Consider the following 11,893-nt stretch of genomic DNA (forward strand, 5'->3'; position numbering starts at 1 on the left):
TATACAGAGAATTTATTCCAAGAAGAGGAAATATAAAAATGCAAATAAAGAACAATCGAGGAGATGTGATTGGTAAGATACAATTCTATTCGCATCAAAATGAAGATAAGGTTAATCAAATTATTTCTGAACTAAGGCCAGGCGATGGTAAGGCGATATATAACGCTGGTGCAATAGATAATAAGTTCTCTCAACAAACAAATTATGCTGCAACGAACTGGGATCAAGACTTCGGAAGTCTAAAAGAAAAATTATCTCCATGGCAACCGCTGTTTCCGACTCTCTCTAAGATACAATCGATGCAAGTCTATTATGGGTTTGACAATTTATTATCTCATGAAATCGATGAAATGATCGAAGAGAGTAAACGAACCGGAGTAAATGTTGTGGTACGAGATCTAAAGCCTAATCGTACGATCGTTGGTGTTAATATCTCATATCATTCTGATCAAGGAACCTTTACGTTTCGTATTTTTGGAACGACAAAAAGTCGAATTCAAGTATCGGATAGTGAAGATTCCAAAATTGATCATTTCGATGTGAGAGGGAACGAAGCATTTTATATTTTGAGTGATGGGCACCATCAATTAATCTGGTTAGAAGAAGATCTTAATGGGAAGGTATTACAATATGAATTGATGGGAAGAGATATTTCCAAAGAAGTTTTGCTTAACATCGTAGCATCTATGATGTAACGATAATATTGTGTTCCGATAACACCATACAAACTTTTTATTTCCATTTTTGTAACATTATCCAGAGCTTTCACGTCTAAGGGGAAAATAACAAGCTATACGGAGGGTTACAAGATGAGAAAAGTAATGAAAAAACCACTGATACTACTCATGTTAATCGCCATCTTTTGTATGGGCATTAGCGGATCCGCCTTTGCTCATAAAGGCAACAACCCGAGTAAACAAGACGGGAAAGACAGCTTGAACGCGGCAACCGCAGTGACCATGATCGTAAAAGGCCTGAATTTAAACATCGACAATATTAAATTTATCAAGAAACCGGAGGCGACCGACTATTATACGAAGATTAAAAACGACTCCTCATACGCAGATTACTTCATCATCGCTCAATATAACGGCCTAGGAATTCCAAAAGACATTAATCCTTCTGCTAAAGTCACCCGGGAGCAATTCGCCAAATGGTTGTTTGGCGCGTTAAGTCATAAAGGAAATTATGCCTGGATCGAAATATTCCAAAACGTTGCGGATGCTGACCAAGTGACAGACGGGTACATGGACAGTATTCAGAAGTTGCTCATTGCTAAGATCGTGTCCCTAGACAGCAAGCAACGCTTCTATCCTAAAAGCTACATTACCCGCGCACAAGCTGTCGACATGATTAGCAAAACGTTAAAATTCATCAATAACACAAAATCGGAAACACCTAATTCTTCCGTTCTCGACCAAGTAAATATCACTTCGGTTAAAGAAACGGATTCTGTCACCCGAGTTACATTATCCGCTATGGTTCCTCACGCTGGATACGGACTCGAAATCACGAGCATCCAATTCTCGAAAGGCATAGCCACGATTCAATATAAAGTCATCCAGCCTGATCCTGACAAAATGTACGCCCAAGTCATCACGGAGTTGAAAGCTGTGACTTATATCCCTTCAGAATACAAAGCTGTACTAGGAGGAGTACAACAACAATAAAAGACAAAGCGACGGCAGCCATTCGGCTGCCGTTTTCTGATCATTGATACTAATAGAACGGTTCTAGTCATATTCTTATTAGAGAAAAAAATAAGAAGGAGTGTACAGTTACTTGAAAAAAGTTAAGGTTAGTCTGCGGCCTATTGCAGCTAAGATAAACTTACCCACGGTTTTGAAAACAACTATACTTCCAGGTGACTCTGTTGAAAGACTCTTTATTGCAACCCAGGTAGGAGAGATATTTTACATCGTGAACGGGGGGATAAGGACTTTTTTAGATATTCGTCCACGAATCATACAACTAGGTGTTACTAGTGGTGGATATGATGAACGGGGATTGCTAGGGCTAGCGTTCCATCCCGAGTTTTATTATAATGGTTTATTTTATCTCCATTACACGGTAGCTGGAACCCAAGGTCCGGGTGCTCTTCCAGGTGCTTTTGAATCGTTTAAACCTAACCCGTGTGATCCTAAAACCTTAAACCTAAAGTGGATCAATCGGGACATTCATTATGATCATATAGATACCGTTGAAGAATGGATTCTACATTCGAATGGTCAACCTCAAAAACGCCGAACATTACTGAATATCAGAAGACCATTTTTAAATCATAACGGTGTTAATAGCCTAAACTTTTCACCTGAAACAGGAAAACTGGTTTTGACAACCGGAGACGGCGGATCAGGGTATGATCCATTTAATTTAAGCCAAGATGATATGGAAATCGCAGGTAAAATCATTGAGATTGATGTCCTTAAGAATACATTTATCGATAATCCGCCCGTCGTTACACGTTTTAATGAGTTACCCGTACCTATTCAAGAAACGCTTACGGTGATTGCCAAAGGAGTTCGCAATATTCCAGGCATTTCATTTCAAAGGTTTTATAATCAGCATATCAAATACGTAGGAAACGTCGGACAGGATCTCGTTGAGTCGATTTTTTCATTTATTCATTATCAACCAATACCGGTTACTCAGCTGATTGAAGCGTATGTAATGAACTCTGAACCTAACCAAGATGGATTTATTAACTTGGGCTGGAGAGGGTGGGAAGGCGATTTTCCTACTTCGATTGTTACCGGTTGCCCTACAAATCCGGCTGTGGAGGAGAAAGTAATTCCTTATTACGAGGAAGCAGTAAACACGTCAGTGCAGCGCCTTCAGCCTCTTATTAGTTATTTTCATAAAGATCCTCGACCCGATAAATTTGGAGCAACTGCACTGACAGGAGTCCAGCCCTATATGGGAAATGAAATACCCGATTTAAGAGGGACTGTTGTGTTCACCGATCTGGCACGAGCTAGAGATAGAGAATCTCAACTTCCAGCGAGAGGGGTCTTAGCTTATACCAAGGTCAGAACGGAGTGTAAACTAAATGATTTCAGCTTAATAGAAACCGATTATAATTTTGGTTCTCAATCCGCTTATTATGTTAGCTTGGGAGCAAATATGAATCAATCCAGACTCTATTTAGGGGTTTATGACTCTATAAAAGTTACTGACTTTAACCAAGGTACTGTTTTTGAAATCGTTCCATGATCCCTACCATGTGGAAGGTCATTGTATCACGCGACAAGGCGCAGTTATAATGAATGAATGAGCGTAATTATAACTCTCTCTTGGAAGGAGCTGTGCGACATGTCCGTGATGACCAAGAAAGCTTTATCCTCTACTTTAAAATCGATGATGGAACGATCGTCGCTCGATAAAATCACAGTCAAAGATCTTGTTGCGGACTGTGGCGTGAATCGTCAGACGTTTTATTATCATTTTCAAGACATATATGATCTATTGGGGTGGATCTACAAGACGGAAGCACTGGATAGTATCGTGAATTATCGAACATACGACACCTGGCAGCAGGGGTTTCTCAAGATATTTCAATATGTACTCCATAACAAGAAATTCTGCATGTGCACCTATCGTTCTATGGGCCGAGAGCATTTGGATCTATTTCTGCATCAAGCGGTATACGAGCTGCTCATGGGCGTCATTGAGGAAGTTAATGCCAACATGCAGGTGAGGATGGAAAATAAGAGATTTATCGCGAATTTTTACACCTATGCGTTTATTGGTATTATGCTGGAGTGGATTCGCAACGATATGAAGGAAGATCCAGTGATGATTATCGATCGATTAAGCGTCTTGGTTGAAGGCGATATGGAGAAAGCGATAAAAAAATACGTTACAAGTTGCTAAATTGTGACTACAGTCTATCGATCGATTAGACAAAGCGAGGGTTGTGTATAAATTTTATACACAGCCCTTTTGGTGTCTAAGGTAATCGTTCCATCGGTGCAGTATATTGGATTCACAGACCAATACAATTGAACATATGGAGGTTACATCGATGAAAAAAGATCATGGAAACAGACAAGTTTACTTTGTTGGTGGCGGTTTAGCATCTCTTGCAGGTGCAACGTATCTGATACGAGATTGTGACTTTCCAGGAGAAAATATTCACATTCTAGAAGGCATGCACATACTCGGAGGAAGTAATGACGGCGCTGGCGATAAAATGCAAGGTTTCGTATGCCGCGGCGGTCGAATGTTAAATGAAGAAACGTACGAGAATACATGGGAGCTGTTATCTTCCATTCCTTCTATTGAGCAAGAGGGCGTGTCCGTATGCGATGAGATTCTAGCTTTTGACCATGCGCATCCCACACATGCGAATGCTCGATTAATTAACAAAGATGGGGAAGTTCTGGATGTCATGTCGATGGGCTTTAACACCGCGGATCGCTTAGCGCTTGGAAGATTGATGATCACACCAGAAGAGAAACTGGACAATTTGCGGATCTGTGATTGGTTCGCAGAGACACCTCACTTTTTCGAAACGAACTTCTGGTATATGTGGCAGACGACATTTGCCTTCCAAAAGTGGTCCAGCTTGTTTGAATTCAGACGCTATATGAATCGTATGATGTTCGAATTCTCTCGGATTCAAACGCTTGAAGGGGTTACGCGTACGCCTTATAACCAATATGATTCGATTATTTTGCCGATCAAAACTTATCTAGATGGGTACGGCGTGGATTTTAGCTTGAAATATACCGTAACGGATCTCGATTTTGCAGAAGGCGACGGGATTACCGTCACAGCGATCCATTATGAGCAGGATGGCAAATCGGGCGTGATTCAACTACAGAAAGATGATCTGTGTATCGTGACCAATGGTTGTATGACAGATAATGCAACGTTAGGGGATTTGAACACACCTGCCAAAATGGTGCCTGAGAATCCAATGTCAGGCAACCTGTGGGCGAAGATCGCAGCGAAGAAAGAGGGACTTGGCAATCCAGAACCATTCTTCGGTAAGGTGGAGGAGACGAATTGGGAGTCCTTCACCGTGACGTGTAAAGGGAATAAGCTGCTGAAAATGATTGAGAAATATTCCCGCAACAAACCAGGCAGCGGCGCGCTAATGACATTCAAAGATTCGAATTGGCTGATGTCCATCGTTGTTGCAGCGCAACCTCACTTTAAGAATCAACCTGCAGATACGACAATATTCTGGGGATACGGCTTGTACACGGATCAAGAAGGCAATTATGTGAAGAAGCCGATGCGAGACTGTACAGGGAAAGAGATGCTGATTGAGCTAATTCACCACCTGCATATGGAAGAAGATATGGATGAGATCATGGATAGCGTCGTGAACGTCATTCCTTGCATGATGCCTTATATTGTATCGCAGTTCCAGCCACGTGCCATGAGCGATCGTCCAAAAGTGGTACCAGAGGGTTCGACGAATCTCGGTCTGATTAGTCAGTTCGTTGAAATTCCAGAAGATATGGTATTTACGGAAGAATATTCGATTCGTGCAGCGAGAATTGCTGTGTATACCTTGATGGGATTGAATAAGAAGGTGTGTCCGGTAACACCGCACATGTATGACGTTCGAACCTTGTTAAAAGCATTGAATACCTCATACAGATAAAGGAGGAAGGACGCGATGAATGGAACTTATAATATCACGATGCAAACCCCAATGGGGTTAGAAAAAGGAACGATTACCTTTGCGCAGGATGGGGACGTGCTCAGTGGCTCATTGAACATCTTAAGAGGCAATAATGCTTTCTCGGGCGGACAAATCGAGGGGAATGCGTTCGAATTCTCAGGTGAGATTAAGAAGTTGATTACCAAAATTCCTTATACGGCGAAGGGAACGATTGAAGGAGATCAATTGACGGCTATGGCGGATACGAAATACGGCAAGCTCTCAATCAAGGGGAATCGAGCTTAGTAGGACCAATGAAACTCCTCATCTATCCAGTTTAATTTCATATGTAACGCTTAGAAGACCGCGAAAAATCGCGGTCTTCTATTATTTTTCCTCTCGCTTAAGAGATACAGGAGAGTGATTGAAATCATACTCACTGACACAAAGATGTCGAAGTTATCACCAGGAATAGCTCTATCGAGTCATAGGATAAGGTTATCCAAATTGTTACAATGTAGTTTGTTGTTAGAAGGAAGCGTTTGCCAGCTAGGTGATGGGGGTGTGAATATCCTTGCCTGGTCAAGCAGACATGATTGAGGTGCAAGGATGAGCTGCTGCAGAAAATGGTACTACAGTTTGTTGATCGTATTCGCCGTATGTTTGCCCGCTAGGCATGCTCGTGCGGAACTAAGCGCCTTGAATTTGCAAGCGATCGTGGACCAGGCGAAGCCGGGAGAGACCATCGTACTGGAACCAGGAACGTATGAGGGACCGATCACGATCACCAAATCGCTAACGATCCGGTCGACACAGGCGGGCACGGTTGAATTGCGGAACAGGAGCCAACGCCCGGCTGTCTCGATAGAAGCAGACGAGACGACGCTTAGTGGACTGCGTGTTATCGATGAGACGGTTAAAGCTGCACCGACCTTGCTCGTCACGGGAGACCGGGTTGTGTTGGAAGATTTGCATATCCAGACGGGATCCGGAGGGATCGCGGCGAAGGATGCAGATGGAGGCACGCTGTCGCGCACGACGATCGAGTGGACAGCCGAGGGCGTACGAATGGCCGACAAAGGTAATGGCATGGATCTATTCAATGCACATCGCTGGCGCATTACGGGCAATACGATTCGTCTTGTCCATGACGGTATCTATATGGAGAACAGCGACGATGCGATCGTCTCCGGCAATGTTATCGAGCGTTCTCGTTACGGGGTCCATTGCATGTATACCCGAGGAACGAAGATTCAGAACAACGAAGGGAAGCTGAACGTGACCGGGGCGATGGTGATGACATCGCGTCAGGTGTCGGTTACGGGGAATACGTTCACCAAACAGAGCGAGAACGTAAATTCCCAAGGGATTCTACTGTACGACGCTCATGAGTCATGGGTGGCGGACAATATGGTGGTCGGCAACCGGGTTGGCTTGTACGTCGAGCAATCGACCGATAACCGCTTGGAAAATAATCAGGTAACCTACAATTTCGTAGGCATTCAATTGCTTGAATCAAGCGGCAATACGATCGAGGGCAATGCGTTTCTGGGCAATGTATCGGACGCGCAGGCGAAAGGCAGCGTACGCAATACGCTGGTCGGGAATTATTGGGACAGCTTTCAAGGCATCGATGTGAATGGGGATGGCAAGAGCGAGCTTACCTATGCGATCAATCCGTTTTTCCAAGGACTGACGCAGCGGCGTCCAGCGTTCCAATTGTTTTTTCAATCGCCGGGTATGGTATTCCTTGAAGGGCTCTTTCAGACGGAGCGGGAGCGTTGGGCCACAGATCTTGCGCCGCTCATGGCTCCGCCCGGTAGCGGTCCGCGGGAAGAGCGATCCGAAGACGGACTCATGACAGGATTGGCGGGATTCACATTGTTAGGGAGTACGGGGTTATTATTTTATCGAATGAGGAGAAGAAGTATATGACAAAAAGGTTGGGTATGGTTATCGTGGTTGTAGGGATATGGCTGCTGCTCGCCGCTTGCGGCGGAGAAAAGTATACGGCGCAGGCGATTAACGAAGAGACGGATGTATGCGCCATCTGTAAGATGGCCGTAAAAGACGATCAATTTGCGACCCAAATCGTAACGACGGACGGGCAATCGCTCAAATTCGACGATATCGGCTGTCTGAATACGTGGAAGAAAGAGAACGGCACAGATACGATAGGGGCTGCCTTTGTTCGAGACTACAACAGCAAGCAATGGCTTCGTTACGAGAAGGCATATTATGCTTATGATCCTTCTTACAAGACGCCGATGGCCTATGGGATTGTATCGTTCGAACAGGAAGCGGATGCGAAGGCATTCATCGATAAAGAGGGTAAAGGCAAGTTGATGAATGCAGAAGAGCTAGCGAATCACACATGGGAAGTCAATCGCGACATGATGAAAATGGGCGACATGGGCGAGCATGGGCATGGTGAGGACGGTATGAGTCAAATGTCAGATTCCACAGAAGGTCATTCCTCGGGAGATGTGCAAGTGACGACCGGAGGTCACGGCAAGTGAGTGAGACAGGGTACGTCGCTGTCAGAGAGATGAAGATCGGATTTCGTAATCCTTGGGCCTATTCGTTTATGGCCCTTTTTGCCCTATTCATGTTCAGTCTTCTGCTAATTAATGCACAAGGTTATGTACTGGGATATTCGGGCATGAGTGGAACGATGCTGAATCTGGCACTGTATCTGTTGCCACTAATGTCGTTGATGTTGGGGGCTTTTTCTCTAACCAGCGAGAAGGAAGAAGGCAACTGGGAGCTGCTCTCGACCTACCCGCTCGGGACTTGGTCGTTCTTGCTTGGCAAATATATCGGACTATCCGTCGTGCTGCTCGCGATTGTCGCCTTTGGCTTCGGATTATCCGGCGTCGCAGGTTGGCTGTTCGGGGGCGGATTTGATTTTGCGACGTACAGGCAGCTGATGGCCTTTTCAATTGGCGTATCGTTGTTTTTCCTCGGTGCGGCGATGCTGGTCGGCACGCTCGCGAGCAATCGATGGCAGGCGCTCACGATCGCGGTCGGCGTCTGGTTTTTTACGATCATCGCTTGGCCGTCCCTCCTCATCGCAACGCTTGGCATGATGCCTTACGCGTGGGTCAAACCGGCGGTCACCGCGCTAACCTTTCTGAATCCGGCCGAATTGACTCGCCTGTTCACCGTGGTTAAGCTGGGAGGCGGTTCCACGCTGGGGCCGCAATATTATAAATGGATGGTCTGGATTCATTCCCCATGGGGAACGCCCGTATTTGTAGGTGTGATGTTGGCTTGGATCGGCGCTGCGCTGACGGTAGCTTACAGCTTGTGGGAGAGGGGGAGAAGACGTGGATGATGTAGTCGTTCGGTGTGATGCGGTTCATAAGGTGTTTAAGGGACGAACGGTGATTGGCAAGGTTCAATTAGATATCGGACGCGGCGAAGCGGTAGCGCTGTGCGGCGGCAACGGTGCGGGAAAAAGCACGCTGCTGCGCATGCTGGCCGGCATTCTTCAGCCGACAAGCGGGACCATCACCGTGAACGGGCTAAGCTGGCAGGACGATAGACGGCAGTATGCTAGGCAAATCGGATATATGCCGGATGATTACCGGTTCAGCGCAGGGCTTACGGCAATGGAGACGATGTTGTTCTGGGCACGGCTTCGTGGACTTGGTCCGACTCACGCCCGGGAAGCACTGTTGGAGGTTGGCCTGTCGGATACGGATAGCAAGCCTGTCGCTTCCTTCTCCAAAGGCATGCGGCAGCGGGTGCTGTTTGCGCAGGCGTTACTCGCGAAGCCGCCGCTCATCGTCATGGACGAGCCAACCAATGGTCTGGATCCCTACTGGATGAGTACCTTCGTGAATCTGGTTCGCGAGGCCGTTGCAGGCGGGCAGACCGTTCTCTTCTCGACGCATCAATTGGAAATTGCGGAAGCTTTAGCGAATCGTATTGTGTTCTTACGCGATGGGGAAGTGGTGTTGGATGAGAATCAAGCGGACATTCGTCAGAAATACGGCGCAGTGGGCTTGCACGAGGCATTCGGCGGATTGTTCGGAATCACGGCTGATGCTCGTGCATCCAAGGTGTGAAGGAGGAGATGATGCGGCATATGATGATTCGCAGAGCGATTCAAATCGTGTTATTACTCGTTTTGGCTGCGGGAGCTGGATACGCCGTGATTCAATTACAGTCAGCCCCGCACGACAAAGCTGTGGTAGGTGAGGCTGCACCGCTTTTTATAATCAAAGATTTGCAAGGACAAGAGATTCGACTGGCGGATTACAAGGGAAAAGGCGTCCTAATCAATTTCTGGGCGTCTTGGTGCAATCCTTGCGTGAACGAGCTGCCTTTACTGAATGAGGCGTATAAGCTGACCGGCGTTCCCATGCTGGCCATCAATGTCGGGGAGGATGCGGAGACCGTTCAGAAATTCGTGGATCGATACGAGCTGGCATTTCCGATCGCGTTGGACGCCGATAACCAGATCAAGCAGCAATACCGCGCTGTCGGTTTGCCGCTTACCTTGCTCATCAATGCGGAAGGTGAATTGGTGGACAGGCATGAAGGGGAATTGACGGAAATGATCGACATTCTAAACTTGATGGAAAAAATTAGCTCTCAGTAGACGGATGTCTGATGCTGCGCAGTTCGTCGTTCATTACCCGGAGAGGAGACTTGGAGATTGACCTACAAACAAATCAAATGGCTGATTCTGACGATTCCGACCATAACGATCGGCCTATGGGAATATGTCAGGCACGAATACCTGCTGCCATATATTTCAATGGAGCTTGGCAACTGGTTAGCGCCTGTGCTTGTGCTATTGGTAACCCTGTTATTCTTGACGCAGTTGTTCAAGCTCATTGAGGAGAACCAGGAGGAATTAAATCGCGCGAAGGCGGTGCAGGCGGTACTGGAGGAGCGGGAGAAGATTGCCAGGGAGTTGCATGACGGCATTGCCCAGTCGTTATTTTTCCTAAATGCCCAGGTCTCGCAAATAGAACGAATGAAGCAAGCAGAGGCATTACCTTTAGATAAATTGAAGGAGAGTGTGCATCGCACGAACGATTACGTCAGGCAAGCCATTGCGAATCTGCGGCATGCAGCGGATGCGGACCGTAATCCATGGCTGCAAGGAATGGAGAGCTTGATGGACGAGCTGCGACTCGAGACCGATATGCAATTCGAGACAACATGGGATATACCGGACTCCTTGCTCACGGCCAAAGAAAAAGTGGAACTGCTCGCCATCGTACGGGAAGCGCTGCTCAATATTCATAAGCATGCGGACGCTACTCGCATTCGCGTGCAGGCGATGACGACAACCACGGGGTGGCTCTGTCGCATCATGGATAACGGAATAGGATTTGAGCCGGAGGCGATAGTCAGTGGCAGCCGCTATGGCCTGAAAATGATGCGTGACCGTGCGAGCAATATGTCTTGGATATTGCAGATCGATCGGAAGGATGGGGAGACGAGGGTGACTATCGAAGGGGGAGCGTGAATGTCAGCATTTCGCGTAATCGTCATCGATGATAGTGAGATGGCGAGGGAAGGAATTCGGATGATTCTGGAGAGCGACCCGGCTTTTGTCGTGGTAGCGGAAGGCTGCAGTGGAGAAGAAGTCATCGCGCTTACGGAACAATGGTTGCCCGATCTAATCCTGATGGATATTCAAATGCCGGGTATGGGCGGGTTGGAGGCGACGAGACAGCTTAAAGAACGATATCCTTTTGTCAAAGTTGTCGTGGTGACTGTCTCGGATGATATCGTTCATCTGTTCGATGCGATCAAAAAGGGAGCCCAAGGCTATCTGTTGAAAAATATGAAGCCGGAAGCGTGGCACGAATATTTGAGAGCGATTGCCATCGATGAGGCGCCGATGACGCGTGAGCTCGCATTTCGCATCTTGAAGGAGATGTCCCCCATGGGGGCGGGTAAGGAGCAGAACAGTCCGCTAACCGTTCGGGAACGTGAAATCTTAGGCCTCGTCGCCAAGGGGCAGAGCAACAAAGAGATTTCATTTCAGTTAGACATTTCCGAACATACGGTGAAGAATCATTTGAAAAATATACTTCATAAGCTTAATCTGGACAACAGAGTTCAGCTTGCGCGTTATGCATACGAGCAAGGCTGGATGAACAAACGTTAGCATACATTGCGAAAAAAGGAGTTCACCTCGTCTTGCGGAGGGACTCCTTTTTCTATTGAGATTGATTCGCTTCATTTGGTCATAGAAAAAACTGCCCTCCAATTGTTAGTATGTGTCTAACAACTGGGGGGCAGTTCATA

At 46.6% G+C, this 11,893-nt stretch carries 13 protein-coding genes; all 13 read left to right on the forward strand.

Annotated elements, in window-relative coordinates:
• Positions 1–38 precede the first annotated feature (38 nt).
• The 13 genes from GCU39_RS06020 (at position 39) to GCU39_RS06080 (ending at position 11,753) form a co-directional block, all read left to right on the forward strand.
• Entirely contained in the window at positions 39–695 is a 657-nt protein-coding gene (locus GCU39_RS06020; RefSeq protein ID WP_152392682.1) for a DUF4367 domain-containing protein, read from the forward strand.
• Positions 696–809: 114 nt separating this feature from the next.
• On the forward strand, positions 810–1,670 hold the full coding sequence (locus GCU39_RS06025) for an S-layer homology domain-containing protein (RefSeq protein ID WP_152392683.1): 861 nt from the start codon (positions 810–812) through the stop codon (positions 1,668–1,670).
• Positions 1,671–1,782: 112 nt separating this feature from the next.
• Entirely contained in the window at positions 1,783–3,213 is a 1,431-nt protein-coding gene (locus GCU39_RS06030) for a PQQ-dependent sugar dehydrogenase (protein WP_152392684.1), read from the forward strand.
• 99 nt (positions 3,214–3,312) lie between these two features.
• The gene (locus GCU39_RS06035) at positions 3,313–3,873 is read left to right on the forward strand and encodes a TetR/AcrR family transcriptional regulator (protein ID WP_152392685.1); all 561 of its coding nucleotides are present in this window, start codon (positions 3,313–3,315) and stop codon (positions 3,871–3,873) included.
• 151 nt (positions 3,874–4,024) lie between these two features.
• Complete coding sequence (locus tag GCU39_RS06040; RefSeq protein ID WP_321575627.1) at positions 4,025–5,617, forward strand: oleate hydratase; 1,593 nt, start codon at positions 4,025–4,027, stop codon at positions 5,615–5,617.
• Positions 5,618–5,632: 15 nt separating this feature from the next.
• Positions 5,633–5,923: a hypothetical protein gene (locus GCU39_RS06045; protein ID WP_152392687.1), complete on the forward strand. Its 291-nt coding sequence runs from the start codon at positions 5,633–5,635 to the stop codon at positions 5,921–5,923.
• Positions 5,924–6,256: 333 nt separating this feature from the next.
• Positions 6,257–7,552, forward strand: a complete 1,296-nt coding sequence (locus tag GCU39_RS06050) for a right-handed parallel beta-helix repeat-containing protein (protein WP_227793457.1) — start codon at positions 6,257–6,259, stop codon at positions 7,550–7,552.
• The gene (locus GCU39_RS06055) at positions 7,549–8,136 is read left to right on the forward strand and encodes a nitrous oxide reductase accessory protein NosL (protein ID WP_152392689.1); all 588 of its coding nucleotides are present in this window, start codon (positions 7,549–7,551) and stop codon (positions 8,134–8,136) included. The genes GCU39_RS06050 and GCU39_RS06055 overlap by 4 nt, the downstream gene beginning before the upstream one ends.
• Positions 8,133–8,954: an ABC transporter permease gene (locus GCU39_RS06060; RefSeq protein ID WP_193726784.1), complete on the forward strand. Its 822-nt coding sequence runs from the start codon at positions 8,133–8,135 to the stop codon at positions 8,952–8,954. Before GCU39_RS06055 ends, GCU39_RS06060 begins: the two co-directional genes overlap by 4 nt.
• Positions 8,947–9,690, forward strand: coding sequence for an ABC transporter ATP-binding protein (locus GCU39_RS06065; protein WP_152392690.1), 744 nt, complete (start codon positions 8,947–8,949; stop codon positions 9,688–9,690). The genes GCU39_RS06060 and GCU39_RS06065 overlap by 8 nt, the downstream gene beginning before the upstream one ends.
• A gap of 20 nt (positions 9,691–9,710) precedes the next feature.
• Complete coding sequence (locus GCU39_RS06070; RefSeq protein ID WP_152392691.1) at positions 9,711–10,226, forward strand: redoxin domain-containing protein; 516 nt, start codon at positions 9,711–9,713, stop codon at positions 10,224–10,226.
• Between the two features lie 57 nt (positions 10,227–10,283).
• Entirely contained in the window at positions 10,284–11,105 is an 822-nt protein-coding gene (locus GCU39_RS06075) for a sensor histidine kinase (protein ID WP_152392692.1), read from the forward strand.
• Positions 11,106–11,753, forward strand: coding sequence for a response regulator (locus tag GCU39_RS06080; protein ID WP_152392693.1), 648 nt, complete (start codon positions 11,106–11,108; stop codon positions 11,751–11,753).
• Positions 11,754–11,893 lie beyond the last annotated feature (140 nt).

Source organism: Paenibacillus guangzhouensis (assembly GCF_009363075.1).
Taxonomy (GTDB): Bacteria; Bacillota; Bacilli; order Paenibacillales; family Paenibacillaceae; genus Paenibacillus_K; species Paenibacillus_K guangzhouensis.

Bases quoted from the DNA above. Each gene is read 5' to 3' on its own strand.
- GCU39_RS06020 (WP_152392682.1), top strand. From the start codon at position 39: ATGCAAATAAAGAACAATCGAGGAGATGTGATTGGTAAGATACAATTC.
- GCU39_RS06025 (WP_152392683.1), top strand. From the start codon at position 810: ATGAGAAAAGTAATGAAAAAACCACTGATACTACTCATGTTAATCGCC.
- GCU39_RS06035 (WP_152392685.1), top strand. From the start codon at position 3,313: ATGTCCGTGATGACCAAGAAAGCTTTATCCTCTACTTTAAAATCGATG.
- GCU39_RS06040 (WP_321575627.1), top strand. From the start codon at position 4,025: ATGAAAAAAGATCATGGAAACAGACAAGTTTACTTTGTTGGTGGCGGT.
- GCU39_RS06045 (WP_152392687.1), top strand. From the start codon at position 5,633: ATGAATGGAACTTATAATATCACGATGCAAACCCCAATGGGGTTAGAA.
- GCU39_RS06055 (WP_152392689.1), top strand. From the start codon at position 7,549: ATGACAAAAAGGTTGGGTATGGTTATCGTGGTTGTAGGGATATGGCTG.
- GCU39_RS06070 (WP_152392691.1), top strand. From the start codon at position 9,711: ATGATGATTCGCAGAGCGATTCAAATCGTGTTATTACTCGTTTTGGCT.
- GCU39_RS06080 (WP_152392693.1), top strand. From the start codon at position 11,106: ATGTCAGCATTTCGCGTAATCGTCATCGATGATAGTGAGATGGCGAGG.